The sequence below is a fragment of the Flavobacterium sp. 38 genome (assembly GCF_057799715.1).
Genome location: NZ_JBYNWZ010000002.1, coordinates 656,530 through 681,448, shown reverse-complemented (window position 1 = coordinate 681,448; position 24,919 = coordinate 656,530). Strand labels below are relative to the sequence as shown.

General features: G+C 34.7%; 19 protein-coding genes and 1 other RNA gene. 7 read left to right on the top strand and 13 right to left on the bottom strand.

The window, feature by feature from the left end:
* Positions 1-93 precede the first annotated feature (93 nt).
* Positions 94-1,563 (top strand): MFS transporter, encoded by a 1,470-nt coding sequence (locus AC3E9W_RS08040; RefSeq protein ID WP_306161198.1) that lies wholly within the window; start codon positions 94-96, stop codon positions 1,561-1,563.
* A 111-nt stretch (positions 1,564-1,674) separates the two neighbouring features.
* Here AC3E9W_RS08040 and AC3E9W_RS08035 read toward each other — a convergent pair whose 3' ends face one another.
* The 7 genes from AC3E9W_RS08035 to ffs all read right to left on the bottom strand — a co-directional run bounded on the left by AC3E9W_RS08035 (position 1,675) and on the right by ffs (position 10,729).
* Positions 1,675-2,172 carry a hypothetical protein gene (locus AC3E9W_RS08035; protein WP_456896567.1) on the bottom strand — a complete coding sequence of 166 codons (498 nt, stop codon included), beginning with the start codon at positions 2,170-2,172 and terminating at the stop codon, positions 1,675-1,677.
* 91 nt (positions 2,173-2,263) lie between these two features.
* Complete coding sequence (fsa, locus tag AC3E9W_RS08030) at positions 2,264-2,920, bottom strand: fructose-6-phosphate aldolase (protein WP_488767976.1); 657 nt, start codon at positions 2,918-2,920, stop codon at positions 2,264-2,266.
* A gap of 239 nt (positions 2,921-3,159) precedes the next feature.
* Positions 3,160-4,395: a T9SS type B sorting domain-containing protein gene (locus AC3E9W_RS08025; protein ID WP_488767975.1), complete on the bottom strand. Its 1,236-nt coding sequence runs from the start codon at positions 4,393-4,395 to the stop codon at positions 3,160-3,162.
* Positions 4,396-4,419: 24 nt separating this feature from the next.
* Positions 4,420-6,945 (bottom strand): DUF8696 domain-containing protein, encoded by a 2,526-nt coding sequence (locus AC3E9W_RS08020; protein ID WP_488767974.1) that lies wholly within the window; start codon positions 6,943-6,945, stop codon positions 4,420-4,422.
* Between the two features lie 15 nt (positions 6,946-6,960).
* A complete protein-coding gene (locus tag AC3E9W_RS08015; RefSeq protein ID WP_488767973.1) occupies positions 6,961-9,375 on the bottom strand; it encodes a beta strand repeat-containing protein in 2,415 nt (804 codons plus the stop codon).
* Positions 9,376-9,645: 270 nt separating this feature from the next.
* Positions 9,646-10,449, bottom strand: a complete 804-nt coding sequence (locus tag AC3E9W_RS08010) for an SDR family oxidoreductase (protein WP_488767972.1) — start codon at positions 10,447-10,449, stop codon at positions 9,646-9,648.
* A gap of 182 nt (positions 10,450-10,631) precedes the next feature.
* Positions 10,632-10,729, bottom strand: an RNA gene (gene ffs, locus AC3E9W_RS08005) — signal recognition particle sRNA small type.
* An 88-nt stretch (positions 10,730-10,817) separates the two neighbouring features.
* On the opposite strand from ffs, the gene AC3E9W_RS08000 reads away from it, so the two are divergent.
* On the top strand, positions 10,818-11,870 hold the full coding sequence (locus tag AC3E9W_RS08000; protein ID WP_488767971.1) for a glutaminyl-peptide cyclotransferase: 1,053 nt from the start codon (positions 10,818-10,820) through the stop codon (positions 11,868-11,870).
* A gap of 92 nt (positions 11,871-11,962) precedes the next feature.
* Positions 11,963-13,201: an imidazolonepropionase gene (gene hutI / locus AC3E9W_RS07995; RefSeq protein WP_488767969.1), complete on the top strand. Its 1,239-nt coding sequence runs from the start codon at positions 11,963-11,965 to the stop codon at positions 13,199-13,201.
* A gap of 99 nt (positions 13,202-13,300) precedes the next feature.
* Here hutI and AC3E9W_RS07990 read toward each other — a convergent pair whose 3' ends face one another.
* Positions 13,301-14,179, bottom strand: coding sequence for a hypothetical protein (locus AC3E9W_RS07990; protein WP_306160448.1), 879 nt, complete (start codon positions 14,177-14,179; stop codon positions 13,301-13,303).
* Positions 14,180-14,277: 98 nt separating this feature from the next.
* On the opposite strand from AC3E9W_RS07990, the gene AC3E9W_RS07985 reads away from it, so the two are divergent.
* Entirely contained in the window at positions 14,278-15,315 is a 1,038-nt protein-coding gene (locus AC3E9W_RS07985; protein ID WP_456896548.1) for a formimidoylglutamase, read from the top strand.
* A 135-nt stretch (positions 15,316-15,450) separates the two neighbouring features.
* Positions 15,451-16,698 carry a DEAD/DEAH box helicase gene (locus AC3E9W_RS07980; protein WP_306160451.1) on the top strand — a complete coding sequence of 416 codons (1,248 nt, stop codon included), beginning with the start codon at positions 15,451-15,453 and terminating at the stop codon, positions 16,696-16,698.
* Here AC3E9W_RS07980 and AC3E9W_RS07975 read toward each other — a convergent pair.
* The 3 genes from AC3E9W_RS07975 to aroC form a co-directional block, all read right to left on the bottom strand.
* Positions 16,695-18,878 carry a response regulator gene (locus tag AC3E9W_RS07975; RefSeq protein ID WP_488767966.1) on the bottom strand — a complete coding sequence of 728 codons (2,184 nt, stop codon included), beginning with the start codon at positions 18,876-18,878 and terminating at the stop codon, positions 16,695-16,697. The genes AC3E9W_RS07980 and AC3E9W_RS07975 overlap by 4 nt on opposite strands.
* Before the next feature lie 123 nt (positions 18,879-19,001).
* Complete coding sequence (locus AC3E9W_RS07970; RefSeq protein WP_488767965.1) at positions 19,002-20,264, bottom strand: dicarboxylate/amino acid:cation symporter; 1,263 nt, start codon at positions 20,262-20,264, stop codon at positions 19,002-19,004.
* 52 nt (positions 20,265-20,316) lie between these two features.
* Positions 20,317-21,375 (bottom strand): chorismate synthase, encoded by a 1,059-nt coding sequence (aroC, locus tag AC3E9W_RS07965; protein WP_306160456.1) that lies wholly within the window; start codon positions 21,373-21,375, stop codon positions 20,317-20,319.
* Positions 21,376-21,563: 188 nt separating this feature from the next.
* Between aroC and AC3E9W_RS07960 the strand changes: the two genes are divergently transcribed.
* Both AC3E9W_RS07960 and AC3E9W_RS07955 read left to right on the top strand, forming a co-directional pair.
* Complete coding sequence (locus AC3E9W_RS07960) at positions 21,564-22,385, top strand: UDP-2,3-diacylglucosamine diphosphatase (RefSeq protein ID WP_456896541.1); 822 nt, start codon at positions 21,564-21,566, stop codon at positions 22,383-22,385.
* A gap of 139 nt (positions 22,386-22,524) precedes the next feature.
* Positions 22,525-23,022 (top strand): hypothetical protein, encoded by a 498-nt coding sequence (locus tag AC3E9W_RS07955; RefSeq protein ID WP_306160460.1) that lies wholly within the window; start codon positions 22,525-22,527, stop codon positions 23,020-23,022.
* A gap of 246 nt (positions 23,023-23,268) precedes the next feature.
* Here AC3E9W_RS07955 and AC3E9W_RS07950 read toward each other — a convergent pair whose 3' ends face one another.
* Positions 23,269-23,691, bottom strand: a complete 423-nt coding sequence (locus tag AC3E9W_RS07950; RefSeq protein ID WP_488767963.1) for a protease complex subunit PrcB family protein — start codon at positions 23,689-23,691, stop codon at positions 23,269-23,271.
* Positions 23,692-23,707: 16 nt separating this feature from the next.
* Positions 23,708-24,853 carry an N-acetyl-alpha-D-glucosaminyl L-malate synthase BshA gene (bshA, locus tag AC3E9W_RS07945; RefSeq protein WP_488767961.1) on the bottom strand — a complete coding sequence of 382 codons (1,146 nt, stop codon included), beginning with the start codon at positions 24,851-24,853 and terminating at the stop codon, positions 23,708-23,710.
* Positions 24,854-24,919 lie beyond the last annotated feature (66 nt).

Here is a 24,919-nt window from a genome sequence, read left to right as displayed (position 1 = left end):
ACATTATTTATACCTTTTTATTTTTTTTTGATAATCCTAACAAATATATTTACGGTCTTCAAAAAACAATAAATAAAAATTAACCTTATTATTATGAGTTCAGAAAATGTTCAAACCAAATGGGGGCAATTTATCTCTTTGATAATCGTCTTCTTCTTTTGGGGTTTTGTTGGTTCTGCTAATGACATCCTGATTCCAGTATTCAAAAAAGTATTTACGTTATCGCAAGTACAATCTCAATTAGTAGCATGGGCTTTCTATGCGGCTTATTTTGTTGGATCAATTATATTCTTTATCGTTTCGTTAAAAGTAGACGTTTTACAAAAATACGGTTACAAAAGAACGTTATCAGCGGGATTGATTTTGTCTGCAGTAGGTTCATTCTTATTCGTTCCAGCAGCTACAATTCAAAGCTTTCCTTTCTTCTTAACTGCATTATTTACTGTAGGTTTAGGATTTTCAATTCAGCAGATTGTAGCAAATCCGTTGGCAATTAAAATGGGAAGTCCAGAAACTGGAGCGCACCGTTTAACGCTTGCTGGAGGAATCAACTCTTTTGGAACAACTATCGGAGCTATTTTATTAGGTATTGCTTTATTTGGAATGGGAGACAATAAAAAGACAGCTCTTTCATTAGAAGATATTAAATTGCCATTCATCATTTTAGGTCTAGCTTTTATTGCTGTTGCCATTTTTATGAATTTCTCTAAAATCGAAGACCCTGTAAAAGAGGAAGAAGCAATAATTAAAGACAAACACAGTAAATTCAGTATTCTTGACTACCCACAGTTATACTTAGGTATGTTAGGAATTTTTATTTATGTTGGAACTGAAGTAACTATCATTAGTAATTTACCTGCTTTATTGCATACTAACGAATTCGGAAATGTTTTAGAAGATGCTGTTGCACCTTTTATTGCACTATACTGGGGAAGTTTAATGATCGGCCGTTGGAATGGTGGAGCAAACGTATTTAACACTTCAAACTTAGTAAATACAGCTCTTAAATTTATTGTACCAGCTGCTGCGTTTGGAGTAATCATTGGCGCAAATATCTTTGCTGCACACGATGTTTCTTCTTTCTACATTTACCCAATCTGGATCTTATTGTTTATTGCGGTAAGTTTTGTGGGAGGAAAAAATGCTGGAAAAACATTAATGCTTTTCGGAATTTCAGGATTAACCATGATGGTATTAGGATTAGTATGGCCAGACCCAGAAATTGCTAAATTCTTCTTTATTTCTGGAGGTTTATTCTTATCTATCATGTGGCCTTCTATCTTCGATTTAGCGATTGCTGGATTAGGGAAAAATACAGGAAAAGCATCTTCTTTCTTAATTATGATGATTCTTGGTGGTGGAGTTATTCCGTTGGTACAAGGAAGTATCTGTGATTTGGATGCTACAAATCCAAATGGAATTTTCGGAATCACTTATACACACTTCTCTTATATTATACCGCTTCTTGGTTTTGCTTATTTAGGATTCTACGGTTTCTATTGTCCAAAAATCTTAAAAAGACAAGGAATCAGCCATATCGAAAGTGCTGGTGGAGGACACTAAAAATTTAGAAATGTCAATATAAAAAAATCCAAATTCCAATTTTAATCGGAATTTGGATTTTTTTTATTCCATAATCTTAGAAGCTTAGCATCTTAGAACCTTAGAAGCTTTTTACTTCGCATTAATAATATTACTCAAGTTCTTCTTAAAAACAGCTTTATTTTGTGCTGTGAGCGGATAAACTACATCTTTATCTGCGTGAACAATTATCTTCTCGATATCGGCATTTAAAAGCGCTTGCGGGTCTTTTATTTTCAAAGTGCAAGCTCCGTCAAAATAACCATCTTCTTCTATTGTTTTTCTAGCCTGTATTTTTGTTCCATCGCTTAAAACTGCCGAAATAGTCATTTCGCTATTTAAGGTTTTCGAATAAAAACCATCCATAACAAGCAAAAGACGATAGCTATTTTTTAATTCGGGACCTTTAAACTCATGCCTGGTAATATTATACCGAAGACCTTTGGCAAGAGTTTGAAATTTAACCGAGCAATCCAATTCATAAGTTGCAACATCGCCTGCTTCGTTTACCGAAGTAATAACTTTAGCAGTTTGGGCATTTACTGAAAAACTCGCTGCAAAAAAAGACAACATAAATAAGATAACTTTCATATTTAACTATTTAAGATTCAACATAAAAGTAAAAAAAATCGCCTTTTCTCGTTAGAAAAAAGGCGATTATTATTTTGTAAATATCTAAGGATTATTTGTTTCCTTTTTCGAAGTCAGCTACGAATTGAGCTAAACCGATATCTGTTAATGGGTGTTTCAATAAACCGTAAATTGCAGAAAGAGGTCCCGTCATAACATCAGCACCAATTTTAGCACAGTTTACAATGTGCATTGTGTGACGTACAGAAGCTGCTAAAATTTGAGTTTCGTAACCGTAGTTATCGTAGATTTCTCTAATTTCCTGAATCAAGTTTAAACCGTCTACAGAAACGTCATCTAAACGACCGATAAATGGTGAAACATAAGTTGCTCCAGCTTTCGCAGCCAATATAGCCTGACCAGCAGAGAAAACAAGAGTTACGTTAGTTTTGATTCCTTTATCAGAGAAATATTTAGCTGCCATAACACCTTCCTTAGTCATAGGAAGTTTTACAACAATCTGCTCATGTAATTCAGCCAACTCCTCGCCTTCTTTAACCATACCGTCAAAGTCAAGAGCGTTAACTTCTGCACTTACATCGCCATCAACAAGGTTGCAAATGTCTACATAATGCTTAAGGATATTGTTTTTTCCTGTGATGCCTTCTTTTGCCATTAATGACGGATTAGTTGTCACACCATCCAAAACACCTAAAGCTTGTGCTTCTTTAATTTGAGCTAAATTAGCTGTGTCTATAAAAAATTTCATAATTTGTTTAATTAAAAATGGTTTGTTCGTATTTATATGTTTGAAAGTTTTCTTCAAAATAATGCTTTAAAGAAAATCTAGCTGCAAAATTACAAAATCAATATCAATAACGTTTTTAAAATTAAAACCATTTTAAAATTATATGTTAAAAATAAGTGTGTTTTTTACATTTTTAAACTATAAAGCTACTAATAGAGGTATTTTCATACAAGAAGTCGCTTTTTAAACTTTCTGAAATATCATTCTTTTGTTTGAAGATAAAGATATCCAGCTTTTTTAACTTTTTTCACACCAGAAGTTTGATTGTTTTCGTATTCCAAAATATAAAAATAAGTTCCAGCAGGAAGCATTTTATTGGGTGCAACGGTTGTTCGTCCCTGAGAATAACCTTTAAAAACATTTCCAGACGAATTATAATTATTAGTTTCAAAAACCTTTACGCCCCAGCGATTATAAATTTCCACAGTGTTTTCAGGAAAAGAATTAATACATTTTATCTGGAAAGTATCATTAAAACCGTCATCATCTGGTGTTACTAAATTATAAACCTCAACACAATCTGAACTGTTTTCTACCCTTCCAAGTGTAAAAACACCATAATTAGTTAAATTCACTGCCGTTGTAACTGTTTTTCTTCCGCTATCTGCCACTCCTCCTTCGTCGATCCATAAATTTTGCTGCGAATCCCATCTTACAATATGAATATCTTCGTAAGGAGCAGCCACAACAGGCTCTGGAGTTGTCGAATTTTCGTCCCAGCTTAATGTTAACAAGACATCATCTCCCGCTCCTTTTTCAAATGTCCAATATTCAGCATTATCGATTAAAACAATATTCGAAGCTTTGTTTGTATGCGGATAAAGAGGATTTGAATTCTCAAAAAAGTATTTGCCCGTAAAACTGCTGGAATTATTTGCAGGTGCCGACATCGCTTCAAATCTATAATGTTGCTTATCTCCAACAGGAAATACAAAGTCTGTAGAGCCGTCTTTAATAACAGGGCCATCAACAAAACTTTGATCTGATGCATTAATATGATTTCCTAAGTTTCCAAAAACAAATAATCCTCCAAAAGCATCATTATCGACAATTCCTCTTGAAAAATCTGCTCTTCCAGCTATTGAAATGCCATTATACAATCTAAATGCGGGCTGAGTATTTGTATTATTAAACAAAACATTTTTAAAATCGGCCATTATTTTTCCTTTAATATCCTGATTTAAAGCTCCTTCAAACCGCGTATAACCATTTAAGCTAGCATTAAAACCCGTTATGCCATCATTGTTAAAATTTCCTTTAAAAAGCACTTCTCCATTATTCTCGTATGTGGCTGTTTCTGTATTATTGAAGTCTCCAATTATACTGACATTGGTATTTTCGCTCACATAAAAAGTTCCAACATTGACAGCCGGAGCAATCTGCGAATAGCCTGCTTCTAAAATGATCAAAAACAAATACATCAAATTCCTTTTCATTCGTCTTAAATTTTTAATTCAAACTTATTTAACTCGCTGTCTAACCATAGGATTAGTAGCGACTTGACAGTATTTTGCCGTTATCACAACTGCTGTCGTAGGGGCAGATTCACAAACTGAGCCTCCAGGAGAATTTGCAATAGTTTTTCTTCTATACTGGGTCGTAACACTTTGCACAGGCGGCTGATAGGTTACACCCGTTTCCCCCGAAATTACGCTCCATGTCGTTCCATCAGTAGATTTTTCCCATTTATAAGTTATTGTACCTGTTCCCGTACCTGGTGTTAAAGATGTTATTCCGCTTGGTAAGATTCCATTACAAACCGTTTGATTTCCTGATATTGATCCAGATCCCGTTGCTAAAATAGTTACTTGAATTGCAGTTTTAGGACTTTCGCAAGCACCATTTGCTTGACTTACATAATATGTAAACGTGCCAACATGATTTGTCAGCGGAACTGGAGCTATAGTCGACGATGGCCCGTTTAAAGTTGTGTACCATAATAATGTATTTCCGGGGTTTGCAGTTGCTGTCAAAGCAGTTGCTGTTGCATTTTGGCAATATTCAACTGTTGCAGCTGAAACTGCGGGAGCAGCTGGAACTGAATGAAGTGTTTCTGAAACTGTATTATTTAAAGTATTATCTGTTGGGGTTAAAATTTCTAAATTATCGCCTGTATAACAATTATCAGGATCGACGGTACATACCGCTGTATAAGCGACCGTCGCCGAATTTACATAAGATGTTGTTCCAACTGGAGGAGTAAGCGAATAACTTATTGGATAATCGATTTCATACTCTGTTCCAAAACCTGCTAAAGTTTGATCACTGTCATCTGTAGGATAACGGGCTACATAAGTATAGGTAGTCTGCCCTACAGCTGGCGAATCTGGAGTTACAAATCTGGACCATCTTGCTGTATTTCCTGCTCCGTTATCGAAACCGCCAGGTGTTGCACTATCATCATACGTAAATCCTGCGTCAATAACTTTAGTAACCACAATTCTCTGTCCTGTAGTTCCAATTCTTCTGTAAACCGCAGGCGATGTCCCTATATTTGCCACTCTGAGCTTGAAATTGTGCGCACCTTCTACACAAAGGTTATCAGCTTGTTCTGTTAAAACCAAATCAACATCTTCTGCTAAAACCGGAACTGTTACCGAAGCTTTATTGTTTCCTAAATCTTCATCTGTTATTGTGGTCGATGACACTTCTGAAGTATTCGTTAAAACGTTTCCAACAGGAATTTGATCGTCTAATAAATGTCCCGTAACAACAATTCTTCCAGTACTATTGGCAGCCAGATTTACTGTTCCTGTAAAGCTATTTATCGGAGATAATGTTGGCAAATTTGTTCCAGTCAAAAACCCGCTATGCGAAATATTAGTTATTACAAAAGTCGAAGGCGGTACAATATTTTCCTGACTATCGGTTAATTTATCAGTGAAATCAACATTGCTCAAGTCTGCATTGGTATCATTTACAACATCTATATAATAACTGATTTCATTGGCATTTCCCGTTGTTATCGCTCTTAAAAAATCTTTATCGGCCTGCTTGCTAATTCGTAGGTTTCCAGGCGTGGTAATAAATAAATTTCTGACATCATGAAAATTGACTCCCGCTCCTGTCGAAGCTGCAAAACCTACGGAAAGCAATTCTGGAGGAACATCGGTAGTTGTGTAATCAATCAGCTGAACAAAATCACTATTCAAATCTGTTTTCCATCTTACGATAATCCGATAATACCCATTAACATTGGTTGGCGACATTTCGATTTGAACTCTTCTGTAAAAAACATTATCTTCTGGACGCGTAGCAACTACCGTATTGTAATCAATTTCATTGTCTGTAAACGAGCCTACATTAGTATTAATATCTACAATCTGATGGCCATTTAAAATGGTTACTCCAGTTAGAAAAACATTTGAATTATTAAAATTAGAATCGTCTGTAGGGCCTCGCAAAGAGACCGAATTAGGTCTGTTACCTGGACCGCCAGCTCTTGGTCCAAAATTAGGATTTGCAAAGTTTCCTAAAGCATCAAAACCAATTCCGACATATCCGCCTCGTAAACCCAAAGGAGTTCCGTCGTCTGCATTTGGAGCATAACCTAAAGAACCACCATAACCACCTAATCGGAATCCGTTTGCTTCAACATCTGCAGCATCAAAAAGAAATACACCAAGTCCGTCAGCTCCATTAAAAAAATCATTTACATTACGCCACATTTTATATTCAAAATCCATAAGCACACCAAGAGTGGAAGGAAAAGATTTGGTCACATAAGCATAACCACCCTGTTGTGTAGTGCTTTTGGTAAGTCTTAACCAGCCCGCTCCTATTGGATCATCTATTCCAGACGTCAAATATGCCGTTCCGTTTACACCGCCAACTCCTCCAATGGTAACATCGTGTGCGGTATTATTTTTAAAATCGTTTGTAAATGTAAATTGTGCGCTTACTGAATTACATATAAACACAAGAAGACAACTGACCAGAACTGCCTTTTTCCTCAGATTTTTTAAAGTTTTAATTAAAGTTTCCATTGTCTTTGATTTTAATTATTTCACAACAAAAACAATATTCATGAAGGAAGTTGGAGTTCCATTTCCAATAATATCATAAGTCAGCACTCCATTTGCATCTATCGAAAGATTACTAAATACTGTTGGATCATAATATGTTATATAATAATACAAATCTGTTGCCGCAGGAAGAAATGGAATATCTGCTGGAGCTCCCACGCTTTTGACCGTTACGGCTTGAAATTGAGCCGTATATTCTGTATATAAATTTTTAGTCAGTCCCGGTGAAATTACAGCTGTATCAAATATAATTGCCGGCATATAAAAAAACTTCGGCATAGCACTGCTGGCATTCTTAACAACACCATTGACATCTGTTACCACAATTTTATCGGTCTGAGCCGTACTTTGTTGCAGGCCGGAAATGGCCAGAGTATTGGTTGCATCAGTTGTGATTGTTGTTGGCTCTGTTAAAACACCGCCTAATTTTACCTCTATACCAGAACTTGTCAAACCATTCACACCGCTCACTTTTGGATCTGTCCATTCTAATTGCGCGGTTGGTATATTGCCATTTGTTGTTAAAACTTGTCCTGTGTTTCCGTTAGTTTTTGGAAAAATATATTCCCCTAAAATAGCTCCTGCTGTATTATTAAATTGATACCTAATTCCCTGATCATTTCGCACAGAAATTAAAGACTGGCTTGATGTGGTCTGACTATTGTGAGCTAAGGATAATTGATCTGGCAAAGCAAGTACGGCTGATTGTGAGACGGTATTAAAAGCAACCACGTCGACACCATCTTGCGATACTGACACTATTGCGGACTGTGGTGCAGAAAAAGGCGCAGCTGCGCTTGATGCAAACATAGCTGTAATTGGACCACCCGTATCTAAATTATTTACTTCTACTGCATGAAATAATCCGTCACTAGCATTAAAAACCGATTTAAAGTCACCATGAACATCCAATTGCTTGCTGAAAGTATTGCCTCCTATAGCAACCCGCCCAGTCTGGTAAATATTTTGAGTGTTTAAAGTGGCTTTATCTCCCGTTGTTTCTACCAGCCACGGCTCAATTGCCAGCGCATTGCTGTCTACAAACAAAGCACCGTCTCCGCCCGCAACCACAGCATTATTCACATCAGTAGAAATCAAATTCACATTGGCATTGTTACTATCTTCATTCGTATATGCCAAAGCACCAGCAGCGATAGACAAAGTTGTATTTGTTTCATTAGAAGCGATAGCAGATTGATTCAAAAACGATCCGCCGTCTGTGCCAGTTGTAAGCAAATTTCCTGCATTGGTACTTGTGACTTTTACAACCGAACTTGCTCCATCTTCGTCGGTAAAAGTAATATCGCCTGAAGTTAGATTTTGAGTTTGGGAAGTAAGAGTTTCATTGGCTTGAATGGATGCTTGATTTAGAAAACTTCCTCCATCTGTTCCTATTGTAATTAAATTTCCTGCATTGGCACTTGTAACTTTTGAAACAGAAGTTCCTCCATCCTCATCGGTAAAAGTAATATCTCCAGAAGCCAGATTTTGGGTTTGAGAAGTAAGGGTTTCATTGGCTTTTATTATCGGAATAATTTCATTTACAACATTCGTAGCATTAAAAATAGTTGTAGCATTATTAATTACACTGCTTGAGACATCAATTAATGAAGTTGTTCCTTTTTCGTTTGTATACGTATACGTTCCGTTTGCATTATCAACTAAAGTTGTAGTAGTTTCTAAATTTTTGATAGCCTGAGTTAAATCCAGCTGCGTAATATTTCCTGCTTCATCTTTATAATCGATATGAACATTATCTTGATTCATTGCAATTGTTGTCAGTACATCAGTATGATTTGAATCAATTGTAGTTTGAACTCCTTTTTCGTTGGTATACGTATAGGTTCCGTTTGAATTATCAATCAAAGTTGTAATAGATTCTACATTTCGAACCAAAGTTTGAAGATTAATAACAGTTCCGTTTTTATGCTCGTCTACATAAGTTAGTGTATTTGCGGTAGCATCGTAAACCAAAGAGGTAAGCGTTTCATTAGCGGGAATATCTATCACAGTAATTGTTCCATCTTCACTTTTATACGTATAAGTTCCATCGCCATTATCAACTAATGTCGTGACTACCTGATTAATAAAATTTTGATCTGTTATAATTCTGTGCCATTTATTGTTATACCAATAATAATAACCAGGTGTAATACTGCTTGCCGTATTGGTATTATAAACCAAAAGACTTTCGATATTTCCGCTAGTAATTGTTGAAGTATCTGTATTGCTTTGCAGTGAAACTCTAGGAATCAGAATTCCTTTGTTTGATGCTACAATATCTAATTGAGCAGAATTATTAGGAGTGAAAGTTCCGACACCAACTTGCGAATAAACATCTGTAGTAGAAATTAATACTACCATCCAGAAAAGGAGTAATTTTATTTTCATTCGATCCGATTTTAAGTTTCTAAAATGATAAAAGCAGAAAATCCATTCTAAAACAGACTTACATTTTAAACTTCAAAAATGTTTAACTATCAATTATCAAAAGGGTGCTCAAAAATACGAATCAACTAAACCACAATGCGTTATAAAACAAAAAAACATGTTTCACTTTTTAAAATGCAACATGTTTTTGTAAGAATTACAGCTTTATTTACATAAAAACCGAAGTAAAAAAAGTTTACCTCGGTTTTTATTATTCTAAATTTATAATATTTAAAGCTTATAATGATTCATCAGCATTTTCTCGTACATTTTATCTGGAAGCGCTCGTTTTAAGACAATCGAAAACTTTTGCATAAATGCCCCTACTTTATAATGCACATTTGGCTTTTTAGTCTGAATGATTCTGTAAACTGCTTCGGCCATTTCATTCGGATTACTTCCTGCATCGACATGATCATTCATTGTTGCCAAAACATCTCCGTAAACTTTTTCATAAGCAGAATCTTTAATAACTGGCGCATGGTAACGTCCAGCTGCAATATTGGTTGCAAAATCTCCAGGAGCAACATTCGTAATTTCAATTCCGAAAGATTTAACCTCCATTCTCAAAGCTTCCGTAATTAATTCTAAAGCTCCTTTTGATGCTGAATAAACACTTCTATAAGGCAATCCCATATAACCGGCGATCGAAGTTATATTGATAATAAGTCCCGAATTCTGTTTACGCATTTGCGGAAGCGCCGCTTTCATTACCTCAATTGGCCCGAAAAAATTAGTTTCGAAATTATTTCTGATTTCTTCCGTTGGAATTTCTTCCAAAGGTCCTGTAATTCCAACTCCAGCATTATTAATTACAATATCTAATCTTCCAGAAGTTTCAATAATTCTGCTAACAGCCGTTTTAATAGAATCAGAATTTCGAACATCTAAAGCAACTAATGGAAAAATAGAATTTAAAACTTTCTCTGGATTTCTGCTTGTTCCGTAGACAACGAAACCTTTTTGGTGTAAAAATTCACCAATAGATTTTCCGATTCCAGATGACCCTCCGGTTATTAAAACGACTTTACTCATTGTTAGTTAGCTATTAAGAGTTAAATATATTTTACTGGTTAAAAGTGTACTTTTTATATACTTTTAATTTAACCGCAATCCCGATAGCTATCGGGATTGCGGTTAAAAAAAATCCCAGCAGGGTAAAAATAAAAAAATCTTCCATAAAGGAAGATCACAAATTAAATAATTCTAAAAATAAAAAATGGCAAGCGACCTACATCGCACCGCTCAACCACGTACCCTTGCTATGTTCCCATCCTGGGGGAGTCTGCAGGAGCTGGTCGTGTAGGACTTGCCGGTGCAAATATACAACCTTTTTATATTTTTGCAAGACCTTTGCGGCAATAAAAATATCGTCGTATATTGCCTTATTCAAATTTTAAACTATGAAAAAATATAACTTCCTAGCTGTCATTTTATTAGGAATCACATTAATTGGATGTGGAGAAAAAAATAAAGGTGAAAATTCTTTATTTACTATCGATGATTCTGCTTTTCCAGCTCATCTTACGCAAAAAGAAGCGCTTAATATTGGAATTTTAAACCCAAAATCAAAAGAAATTGACAGCGTTGCCTACTTCGTAAACGACCAAAGAGTTGGAGGCACAAAGGGTGCTGAAAATTTTAGATTTGAATTAATAGATCAAAAATTGGGTTATCAATACCTAAAAGCTAAAGTTTATTTTGGAGGAGATTCTTCTGATGCTACTGCTAGAATTGAGGTAGTTTCAGACATTGAGCCAAAATTATTAAAATATAAAATTGTAAATACTTTTCCTCATGACAAAAAGGCTTTTACTGAAGGTTTAGAGTTTTATAAAGATACTTTATACGAAAGCACTGGACAAGAAGGCGCTTCATTCATAAAAAAATACGACTATAAAACTGGAAAAGTTTTCAAACAAATTGATCTTGACCAGCAATATTTTGGAGAAGGAATCACTTTTATAAACGATAAATTATTCCAATTAACCTACAAGAATAAAAAAGGTTTCATTTACAACGCTAAAACTTTAAAGCTTGAAAAAACCTTTGACTACGAAAAAGATATTGAAGGATGGGGAATGACAAATGACGGGAAACATATTTATCAGACAGATGGAACTGAAAAAATTTGGAAAGTTAATCCAGCTACTCAAAAAATGATTGATTATATCAACGTTTATTCAGGTACTTCAAAAATTAAAGCCGTTAATGAAATTGAATGGATTGACGGAAAAATCTATGCAAATGTATGGTTTAAAGATGCTATTGCTGTTGTAAATCCAAATTCGGGAGCTGTTGAAGGTATTTTAAACTTATCTGATTTAAGAAAAACAATGACAGATATTACAAAAGATGATGTTTTAAACGGTATTGCATATAATCCTAAAACTAAAACTATTTTTGTAACTGGTAAAAACTGGAGCAAAATGTTTGAAATTACCGTTTCAGAATAAAAAAGCATAAAAACTAAAACATGAATTTCACAGATTACACGGATTAGTTCGTGATAATTTGTGAAATTTGTGTTTTATAACAATTCCTACCAATGATCACATTAATCACAAACATACAAGAGCTATTACAAGTTCGCGAAACTTCAATTGATAAAGTTTCAGGTTCTGAAATGGCAATTCTTCCCACTATTAAAAATGCTTTTTTAATTATAAAAGACAAGTTAATTGAGGATTTCGGCTCAATGGACAATCTTCCCAAAATAAATGCTGACGAAACTATTGATGCTACAGGAAAAGTGGTTCTTCCGTCTTGGTGCGATAGCCACACGCATATTGTTTATGCAGGAAATCGCGAACAAGAGTTTGTAGACCGCATCAACGGACTTTCTTACGAAGAAATCGCGAATCGTGGTGGTGGAATTTTAAATTCGGCTAAAAAACTAAACGAAACTTCTGAAGAAGAAATTTACGAACAATCTAAAATTCGTCTTGAAGAAGTCATGCATTTAGGAACTGGAGCCGTTGAAATCAAATCGGGTTATGGATTAACAATTGAAGGCGAGTTAAAAATGCTTCGTGTCATTAAAAAACTGGCCGAAAATTATCCTATTTCCATTAAAGCTACTTTTTTGGGCGCCCATGCTTTTCCAACTCATTACAAAGAAAACAAAGCAGGTTATATTGATGAAATCATTACTAAAATGATTCCTGAAATTGCCAAAAATAAACTGGCAGAATATGTAGATATTTTCTGCGAAAGCGGTTATTTTTCTGTAGAAGAAACCGAAAAAATCATGAAGGCCGGAATCGACTTTGGTTTAAAACCAAAAATCCACGTGAATCAATTTAATTCGATTGGCGGTATTCAGGCTGGAATTAAATTTAATGCACTTTCTGTAGATCATTTAGAAGTTATGAATCCAGAAGATATTCAGGCATTAAAAGATACTGAAACAATGCCTGTTGCTCTGCCCTCTTGTTCTTATTTTTTAAGTATTCCGTATACGCCAGCGCGCGAAATGTTAAAAGCAGGTCTACCTTTGGCATTGGCTACCGATTTTAACCCTGGTTCTACTCCATCTGGAAATATGAATTTTGTTGTAGCAACGGCTTGTATCAAAATGAAAATGACGCCCGAAGAAGCAATCAATGCTGCAACCATAAACGGCGCTTATGCAATGGGACTTTCAGAAACTCACGGAAGCATTACAAAAGGCAAAAAAGCCAATTTAATCCTGACAAAACCAATTTCTTCTTATTATCAGATTCCGTACGCTTTTGGAAGCAACCTTATCGAATCTGTTTTTGTAGAAGGCAAAATTTTAAAATAACTTTTGCTTTCAGTCAATTTTTAAATTATTATTCCATAAAAAAAGGTCTGCAAAAAACTGCAGACCTTTAATATCTTAAGTGGTATTTTTCCCTTCGGCTTATCTTAAACTGAAACTAGTTTTAGAAACTAATTCGTCATTATCAAATACATTGATAAAGTAAGTTCCTTTAGCAAAATCTTTTCCAGGAAGATCTTCACTAACTTGAACAGTTTTGTTTTCATACTTTACAGTAGTTTTAAAGCTGTAAGTCAATGTATTATCTCCAAAACTTTCTGTTTTCTTTTCGCCTAAAACATTGTTTTTAGCATCGATAACTTGAACATAATACGTTTTGTCACCAGATTTTGCAATTTGGTTTTCAGCAATTGTAAAACTAACTTTCAAAACATCAGCACGGCTTGCTTTATCAGTTTCTATTTGTTTACCAGAGCTCTTCAATTTGTAAGCTGAAGTTTTTGTGTTTAACACAGATAATTTAGAACCTTTTTCTACAGTTTTAGCTAATTCTTCGTTTTGACCAACTAATACTTCGTTATATTTCTTAGATTCTCCTAAAACTACAATAGTACTGTCTCTTTGAGTAGTTAAAACACCATTTTGTTTTTTCAACTCATCGTTTTCAGCAACTAAAGTTTTCATTTTACTTTGCATTGCCTGAACTTGAGATCTGTATTTAGAAACATCTCCTTTAGACTTGTTCAAATCATCCATCAAAGCTACTACTTTGTCTCTCTCTTGGATTAATTCGTCAGACATCGAAGTATTTTCAGCAATTGCAGCATCGTAAGTTGCTTTTAGCTCCTGTAAATCTTTCATTACAGATTCTTTTTCTGTTAATGTAGTTGTAAGTTCTGTCTTAACTACATCACTATCAGACGATAGTTTAAAAATATACACTAAGCTACCAATAAGTAGGACTGCTAAAACTGCGATTACCGCCTTTAGACTTGAATTGTTGTTCTTTGGGTTTTCCATATTTAAAAAATTTTCTTTAATAACAAATTTAAGAATTAATATAAGGTAATAACGTAAGTTTCTACAATTATATTATTTTTGGAAAATAAATTTTTTTCATGGAAAAATTAATCCCTTTCACTATAAATGATTTAGCAAAAATCACAAATCACAGAAGTGGTGAAATAAAGTTCGGAGAAAAAATGATTGTCATTCCTTCTGGAGTTGACAAGGTTGATTTTATTAAAGAAAGCGAAGCAAAATACGTGCTTTTAGGAATTCCTGAAGATATTGGCGTGCGTGCCAACTACGGAAGACCTGGAGCGGCTTCTGCATGGCAATCTGCTATAAAAAGCATTGCTAACATTCAGCACAATCGTTTTTCTAAAGGAAGCAATATTATTATTTTAGGCCATATTAATGTTGCTGATGAAATGCGTGAAGTAGAAAACTTAGATTTCAACGACATTGACGACAGATCAAAATTAAGCCAGCTGGTTGAAAAAATAGACAAAGAAGTATCTCATATTATTTTTACGATAATTAAAGCTGGAAAAACACCTATTATTATTGGCGGAGGCCATAATAATGCTTACGGAAATATTAAAGGTGCCGCTCTTGCGAAAGGAAAACCTATAAATGCAATCAATTTTGATGCGCACTCTGACTTTAGAATTTTAGAAGGCCGTCACAGCGGAAACGGATTCTCTTATGCTTACGAAGAAGGTTTTTTAAGGAAATATTTCATTTTCGGACTTCATGAAAATTATACTTCAAAAAGTGTTTTAGATATTATTAAAAAACTGGAAGACCGCGTTCGTTATAATACATACGATAGCGTTAACATTAGAAAAGAAAAAGATTTTAATCGTGAAATGATTACCGCTTTGGATTTTGTGAAAAATGACGCTTTCGGAATCGAGATCGATCTGGATGCAATTCCGAACATTGCCAGCAGTGCCATGACCATAAGCGGATTTTCAGTTGAAGAACTGAGACAATTTGTTTCTTTCTTTGGTGAACATAAAAATGCAGCTTATCTGCATATCTGCGAAGGAGCGCCAGATTTAGACAATTCTCCAAACAATAATTTAATTGGTAAATTAATTGGTTATTTGGTAACCGATTTCATTAAAGCCAACATCGAAAAAGATTGATTTAAAAATTGATTCCAGATACGAAGAAGATTGGTTTTGCCAAATAAAAGCCAATTCAAACAAACGATTGACTGAATAAACTTATCTTTGCACGGCATTTTAGAATTAAAACTAAAATAGTTAATCACCTAAGATATGTTATTCGAAGATCTATCACTTTCAAAAAGTATACAAAAAGCCGTATTTGAAGAAGGCTATTTAAATCCGACCCCAATTCAGGAAAAATCTATTCCAATTGTTTTGGCGGGGCGTGATTTAATTGGCTGTGCGCAGACCGGAACAGGAAAAACAGCGGCTTTTGCTATTCCAATTATACACCAATTACACCGCATTGTAGGTTCATCAAAAAAAACAAAACTGATTCGTGCGCTTGTGGTTACGCCTACCCGCGAACTAGCAGTACAAATCGGGCAAAGTTTTGATACTTATGCCAAATATACCAATTTAACACAGCTGACTATTTTTGGAGGAGTTTCTCAGAACCCGCAAGTTGACGCTTTAAAAAATGGAGTCGATATTTTAATTGCTACTCCTGGGCGTTTATTAGACCTTCACAAACAAGGTTTTCTTGATTTTAATCACTTGCATACTTTAGTGCTTGATGAAGCCGATCAGATGCTGGATATGGGTTTTATAAACGATGTCAAAAAAATCGTAAAACTGACTCCTAAAAACAGACAGACTTTACTTTTCTCTGCTACAATGCCGATTGCAATTCGCGAACTGGCAGAAATGTTTTTGCAAGATCCAGAAAAAGTTGAAGTTTCTCCTGTTTCTTCTACAGCAGAAAATGTAGAACAGCGCATTTATTTTGTAGATAAAACCGAAAAAAGAAACTTATTATACAGTTTAATTAAAGAAGAAAATTTATCAAACGTGCTTGTTTTCTCTAGAACAAAACACGGCGCTGACAATGTTGTAAAAGCGCTTCGCAAAAAAGATATTCCTGCAGAAGCCATTCATGGCGATAAGTCTCAAAACGCAAGACAAAGAGTTTTGGACGCTTTCAAAAATAAAGAAGTTGGTGTTCTTGTAGCTACAGACATTGCAGCAAGAGGAATTGACATTGAACAACTTCCGTATGTTATCAATTTTGATTTGCCGAATATTCCTGAAACTTATGTTCACCGTATCGGAAGAACTGGTCGTGCAGGAAACGGCGGTATTGCTATTTCTTTCTGTGGAAAAGACGAACTTCCTTATTGGAAAGATATTCAGAAACTAATAAAAGTAGACGTAAAAACAATTGCCGATCATCCGTACCAATGGCATTCTGGAAGTCCAGAAGCAGGAGAAAAACCTAAAAACTCCAACAGAAGCGGTGGCGCTCACAAATCGAGAAAATCGGATAATTCTAAGAAAAACAAAAAACGCTGGTATTAAACAGCGTTTTTTTCGTTTATAAGGAAATTGATTATTTTAAACAATTTAACTGGCTCAAAAGGTTTAATTATAATATCATTCATTCCAGAAGAAATCGCTTCATCTGTAATTTCATCTTTATCAAAAGCTGTCAAAGCCACAATTGGCGTTTCTATGCCGAGAAGACGTATTCTTTTAGTAGTCTCAAATCCGTTCATTAGAGGCATATTAATATCCATTAAAATCAAATCAAAGGTTTCTTCTTCTAAAATTTTAAGCGCTCCAAAACCATCATCTACCACTTTGCAGGCATAATTGTTCTTTTCAATAATCTTTTTGGTCACCAGCTGGTTAATCAAATTGTCTTCAACCACCAAAATTTTGTAGATTTCACTCGAAGTCAGATCCACTTCAATCTCATCAATAATGCTTTTCGTTTTGGCTAAATCGTGTTCAAAAGCGATTGTAAACGAAAATGAAGTTCCTTTTCCTAAATCACTATCTAAAGTAATCGTACTTCCAAAAAGCCCAAGCAGTCTTTTTACAATGCTAAGCCCTAAACCTGTCCCTTGATAATCTTCATCTTTTCTGCCAACCTGAACAAACTTTTCAAAAATCTTATTCTGGTCAACAAGCGCGATTCCTATTCCGTTATCTTTTATCAGGAAATCTAAATAATACAGTTTTCCTTCAACTTTATTAAGTTTTACAATAATTTCAACTTGTCCGTCTTTGGTAAATTTCAAAGCATTGCTCACCAAGTTCATTAAAATTTGAGCCAGTCGCAACTTGTCTCCAATTAAATATTCTGGAATGCACGGATCAATATCAATAGAAATCCTGTTATTATTTTTTTGTGAAAGAAAAGAAAGCGAATTCTTGATTACCGTAATTTCATCGGTAATATTAAAAGTCAGGTTTTCTAGTACGATTTTATTTTCTTCAATTTTATTGATTTGCAGAATATCGTTTACCAAAGACAATAGATATCTGGCTGAGAATTTCAGAGAACTCAAATGCTGGCTTCTTGAAATTTCTTTGTGTTCTTCGAGCAGCATATTGGTAATCCCGACCACTCCATAAAGTGGTGTACGCAATTCGTGGCTTATAGTCGATATAAATTGCGTTTTGAGTAGAGAAGCTTCCTCTGCAATTTCTTTCGCTTGCAGAAGCTCTAAATTGTGTTTTTTCTTGTATCTGATGTTTCTTATCAGCGTGATAATTAAAATTAAAAGAATCAGCGAAATCAAAATAAATAGAATTACAATGATTTTTGATTTTCGCAAACTTTGAGACTGCTCTACTTTTTCGCCTTCAACTTTATCAATCTGTCTTTTGTATTCATCCAATTCCAAACTCAAACCTGCCTGCGACGCTTTTTTAAGCTTTTTAGCATCATACAATTTATCAGAAAGGCTATAATGATTTACAAGCGCATCGTAAGCTTCTTTATGCTTATTGATTTTATTTAAAAAATGAGAATATTCTAAATAAGCATGCGCCAAATCTGTTTTCTCCTGACATCTTTTTCCAGCTTCTATTGCGCTCAAAAAATGAGCATTTGCCGCTTTATTATCGTTTTTGTGACTAGCATAAATCCCATTTAGCATATCTACAATAACTTCTGTAGATCCGTCATTATATTTTAATTTGGTGCTATTGACATATTTCAGAAAAAGAGACCCCTGCTTATAATTTTCAATATTAAAATAAGCCCAGGCAATATTGACATTCGTAAAATAAACTTCTTTCAGATCATTGATTTTCAAAGCGTAGGCAACCGCTTTTTTATAATAGCGAATTCCCTCGTCAAACTGTTTCTTTTCGAAACAAAACATATTCCCCAGATTATTATAGAGATTACATTTTAAAGTATCATTGTTGGTCTTATTGGCATAATACAGTCCTTTTTTATAGAAAAAAACAGCTTTATCAAACTCTGTCAATTCATTATAATTGGCCGCTATAATATTATACGAACGGGCAATAAGACAATAATCTTTTTTTGCGGTTGCAGCATTTAAAGCCGTTCTGGAATAAGTAAGTGATTTTTCGAAATTAGATTCCCTAAAATTTAAAAGTGCCTTTTTTACAATCTTATCGATCTTAGGATCAATATTACAATTAGATTGCGAGATCGCCGAATTGGCAAAGCAATTCAGAACAAAGAGTAAAAGTAAAAAAATCCGTATTTGGGGCATTAATCGGCTAGTTTGATCAAATATACACTTTAAAATAAAAAAAAGCTGTATTTCATAAAAAAATACAGCTTGTCAAAAATTATTTCGATAACTAAGAAAAAAAATTAAATCTTAGTGCTATTATTATTCTTTGTTTTCCTCCCATTGTCCTACAACAGAAGTCGCTAATGCATTTCCTAATACATTGGTTGCACTTCTAAACATATCGCAAAAATGGTCAATTGGAAGAATCAATGCAATCCCTTCAATCGGAATATCAAACATACCGCAAGTTGCAGCCACAACAACCAAACTTGCACGAGGCACACCCGCAATACCTTTACTGGTAAGCATTAAAACCAAAAGCATTGCCATTTGTGTTCCTAAATCTAAATGCACATTGTAAAATTGAGCAATAAAGATACTGGCAAAAGTCATGTACATCATACTTCCGTCAAGGTTAAACGAGTAACCAAGCGGTAACATGAAAGAAACGATTTTATCTTTTACGCCAAAACCTTCTAATTCTTCCGTCAATTTAGGAAAAACCGCTTCACTACTCGTTGTTCCAAAAGCAATTGCTAGAGGTCCTGTAATACGTCTTAGCAATTCCGTCATTCTTCCTTTAAGGAAAATATATCCGACCGCAATCAAAATAATCCACAGCGTACTGATACCAATTAAAAACGAACCGAAAAATTTAAAGTATGTGATAACCAATTCTTCTGCATCTCGTATAGCAAACACACCTGCAATGGCACCAAAAACTCCAATTGGCGCAAATTTCATTACGTAGTTTACCATTTTTAAAACGATATGCGATAGTTTATCGAAGGCTCCAATAATTGGTTTTACCGTTGGCCCTAAAGAAGCTGCTGCTAATCCGAAGAAAATAGAGAAAACTACAATCTGCAGGATTTCATTTGTTGCCATTGCCTCGACAATACTTTTTGGCACAATGTGCTCAACAAAATTATCGAAAGAAAGATTTTGTGTTTTACCCGTAACTTCAGAAGCTGCCGCCATATCGACATGGTCTAGTTTTAAACCAACACCTGGTTGCAAAACATTTACGTAAAACAATCCTATTAAAAGCGAAATAAATGAAGCTGTAAAAAACCACCCAATAGCTTTTCCTCCAATTCTTCCAACAGTTTTAATATCACCCAATTTCGCAATTCCTACTACCAAAGTAGTAAAAACTAAAGGCGAAATAATCATTTGCACCAAACGGATAAAGATGGTTGCCAGCATTTTTATTTTACTACTAAATAACTGCGCGGCTTCAGGCGAAATAGTATTATGCAGTATAATTCCTAAAATGGCTCCAAGAACCATCGCAATTATAATCTGCCCTGTTAATCCCGAAAGAAATGATTGTTTTTTAGTTTCTGTAACTTCTTGCATTAAATTATTTTTTAATTATTAAAATATAAGACCCTCACTGTCTTACCTTTTATTAATATGTTTTGTTGATTAAATAAAAATCTGCCAAAACAATTGCTGCCATCGCTTCTACGATAGGCACTGCGCGAGGCACTACACACGGATCATGACGTCCTTTTCCTGTCATTGGTGTAATGTTACCTTTATTATCTAAAGAATCTTGAGTCTGCATAATCGTTGCAACCGGCTTAAACGCAACTCTGAAATAAATATCCATTCCGTTGCTTATACCCCCTTGAATTCCGCCTGATAGATTTGTTTTTGTACTTCCATCAGGATTATATAAATCGTTGTGTTCACTTCCTTTCATTTCAGATCCAGAAAAACCGCTTCCGTATTCAAAACCTTTTACTGCATTAATAGAAAGCATTGCTTTTCCTAATTCTGCATGAAGTTTATCAAATACAGGTTCTCCTAAACCAACTGGAACATTCTGAATCACGCAAGTTACAACACCTCCAACAGTGTCTCCCTGCTTGCGGATATCACGAATATATTCTTCCATAATCGCTGCCGACTTCTCATCTGGACAACGCACTGGATTGCTTTCAATTTTAGAAAAATCCAATTCTTGATAAGGCGTTTCTAAATGAATTGGCCCAACAGAAGAAACATAAGCATTGATCTTAATTTCAGGCAGCATTTGTTTTGCAATTGCACCCGCTACTACCCTGCTAGCTGTTTCTCTAGCAGAACTTCTTCCGCCGCCTCGGTAATCACGCAAACCATATTTCTGGTCGTAAACGTAATCGGCGTGGCTTGGTCTGTAATTATCTTTTATATGAGAGTAATCGTCTGATTTTTGGTTGGTGTTCGGAATAATGAAACCTATTGGAGTTCCTGTAGTTTTCCCTTCAAATATTCCTGATAAGAATTGAACGCTGTCTGGTTCTTTTCTTTGTGTAACAATTGCCGACTGACCTGGCTTTCTTCTTGCCATATCTACCTCAATTGCTTCAAAATCTAATTGTATTCCTGGAGGACATCCATCAATAATACCGCCTAAAGCTTCACCGTGAGATTCTCCAAATGTTGTTACTTTATATAATGTGCCGAAGCTGTTTCCTGCCATTGTGTTTTGTTTTGAGCAAATGTAAGTTTTATGAATTAAATTAAAAAATTTAAAACTGGTATTATTAACGAAACATTAAATGGGATAAAAATTACAATTTGGTAAAAATATCCTCTTTTTAATAACCTTTTAATAAAGTCAAATTTCACAAACTTTCTTTCATTTGTAAAACTTCAAATCAAGAAAAATTGAAAAAAAGAAACGTCGAATTGGTCATTCTTTCTGATGTTCATTTAGGAACTTACGGAAGTCATGCTAAAGAATTAAACAACTATCTTTCAAGCATTAAACCCAAAACTCTAGTCTTAAACGGCGATATAATCGATGCTTGGCAGTTTCGAAAATCTTACTTTCCTAAAGCCCATTTGCGAGTGATCCAGCGCATTATCGGAATGGCTTCTAAAGGAACAAAAGTGTACTATATTACTGGAAATCACGATGAGATACTTCGAAAATTCAGCGATATGAATATGGGAAATTTTGCTCTTGTTGATAAATTAGTTTTAGAATTGGACGATAAAAAAGCTTGGATTTTTCACGGAGATGTTTTTGATGCTTCGGTCCAACATTCAAAATGGATTGCAAAACTAGGCGGATTAGGTTACGATTATCTAATTTTAATGAACCGATTTGCCAACTGGTGTTTAGCAAAGCTTGGACGTGAACCTTATTCTTTTTCTAAAAAAATTAAAGCTAGCGTAAAAAAAGCAGTAAAATTTATTTCAGATTTTGAAACCACTGCAACCGATTTAGCAATCGAAAAAAACTACGATTACGTAATCTGCGGACACATTCACGAACCAAAAATTGCAACTATTGAAAACAAACACGGCTCTACTTTATATCTTAATTCTGGTGATTGGGTAGAAAACTTAACCGCGTTGGAATACCATAAAAAACGTTGGAAACTGTTTTCTTACAAAGCCAGTAATTTTGTCGAAGAAGAAAATCTGTTAGAAATGGAGGATCTTATTACAAATCAGCTCATTTCGTCTATAATCCTTAAATAGGAGGCTCAGAAACAGGTTTTTAAGGATTTTAACGCGCCTTTTTCATGAAAATGTAAATTATATAACAATTTTCAAAAATAATATACGTTCTCTATCTGACTGTAATTATACATTTGAAAAAAATTAATTAACCATTTTTATGAAAAAGATTTTATTATCTGCCATTATGCTTCTTGGTTTAGCATTTACGGCTCAATCACAAGAAATTTCGAAACACGCTTTAGGATTACGTCTGGGAGACAATAACGGATTTGGAGGGGAAATATCATATCAATTAGGACTAAATCAGAAAAACAGACTGGAGTTCGATTTAGGTTGGAGAAACAGCAGAGATGTAGACGCTATAAAAGGAGTTGCTCTTTACCAATGGGTTTGGAACATCGATGGAGGTTTTAACTGGTACGCAGGTGTCGGTGGAGGTTTAGCCGCTTGGGATCATGATTATTACAATAACAACTATAGATACAATGATAGCGGAACTTATGTTTTTGCTGCTGGAGATATCGGTATAGAATACAGATTTGATGAAGTGCCACTTACTTTATCATTAGATGCAAGACCTGAAATTGGTTCTGGATACTATGACGATGATAATTTTGGATTTGACGTCGGTTTAGGTGTTAAATTCAGATTCTAATTAAAAATAAAAAATAATTGTAAGAAGAAACCTGTCGTGTTAAAGCGACAGGTTTTTTTTATGTGGCTTATGATAAGTTTAACCGCAAAGTTCGCAAGGTTTTCGTAAAGAACGCAAGTTCTAATAAAAAGAATCTCGCAAAGTCGCGAAGTCGCAAAAAAATAAACTTTGCGACTTCGCGACTTTGCGAGATTAAATAAAAAAATGTAGCGTCCTTGCGCTCTTTGCGGTTAAAAAACCACACTATTATTTAATGATAATTTCTTTTTTAGAGTTAATTTTCACTACAGTATACGGATATGAAATAACAGACATAGTCATCGCATCTTTTGCTGGGCTGTTTTCTTTTACTGTTATAATGATATTTTTATCTGTCTCTTCAACATTTACAACATCAATAGTATAACCGCTGGTATTTTTTTCGCCCATATTCAGAATCACATAATTTGAAGTATTGGTATCGCTATTTTTTACCTTATCAGCCAAAAGCGGATCGTTTTCCAGCATTTTAATCTCATTCGGTTCTGTCAGAATCTCAAAAAATTTGATGTTTCCGCCGCCGCTAGACTGTACCGTCAAAACTTCATATAATCCTGTTGAAGCAGAACTTTTCTTAGCTCCGCAGGAAATCAAAACAAAAACTGCTAAAATCGAAATTACTTTTTTCATTTACCTCTTTTTAATATTATTGTTTTTCATATTTATAATCGTCAATCGCTTTTTGATACAAAGCCTCGTATTTCGGAAGAATGTTATGAATATCAAACTTCTTCGCCACTTCGAGCGCATTAGCTTTAAACTGATTCAAAACGGCATCGTCTTTTAAAATTTTAATTGCATTCTCTGCCATTTCCTCCACATTTCCAACATTGCTTAAATAACCCGAAAATCCGTCAAAATTCACTTCAGGAAGGCCACCCGAATTACTCGAAATAACCGGAACTCCCAAAGCCATTGCTTCAAGCGCCGCCAAACCAAAACTTTCTGTTTCAGAAGGAAGCAGGAATAAATCGGTCATGCATAAAATTTTATCAATTTCATGACTGTTTCCGAAGAAAATCACTTTGTCTAAAATGCCTAATTCCTGGCATAAAATTTCCGCTTTTTCTTTTTCAGGCCCGTCCCCAACCATCATCAGTTTAGCTGGAATTTCTTTCTGAATATTATAGAAAATCTTAATAATATCTGGAATACGCTTTACTTTTCTAAAGTTACTGATATGCGTTATAATGCGTTCATTTTCATTCGCCATTACATAACGATGGCAAGGCGCACCAGGATCTTTCTTTACTTTATTCAATTCGATAAAGTTCGGAATCACCTTGATTTTGTTTTTAATTTTAAACAATTTCAAAGTATCATCTTTCAAACTCTGCGAAACCGAAGTCACATAATCTGACTTATTGATACTGAAAGTTACCGCAGGCTTATAAAATGGGTGATTTCCAACTAACGTAATATCTGTTCCGTGAAGTGTTGTAATCATTGGCAGATTAATTCCCTCATTTTTCAGCATTTGTTTTGCCATATAACCTGCATAAGCATGAGGAATAGCATAATGCACGTGCAGAAGCTCTATTTTGTACAATTTAACCATATCGACCAACTTGCTCGATAACGCTAATTCGTAAGGTTGATAATGAAATAAAGGATATTCAGGAACATTTACTTCGTGATAATGAACATTCGGATTTAAAAGTGCCAATCTAACCGGCTGGCTGTATGTGATAAAATGTATTTCGTGTCCTCTTCTGGCTAATTCGAGACCTAACTCTGTGGCTACTACACCACTACCTCCAAAAGTAGGATAACAAACAATTGCTATTTTCATGGATAAAATTTAATTCTACGAAAATACTCAAAAATAGCGTTTCATCAGGCTTTTAAATTGTTAGTT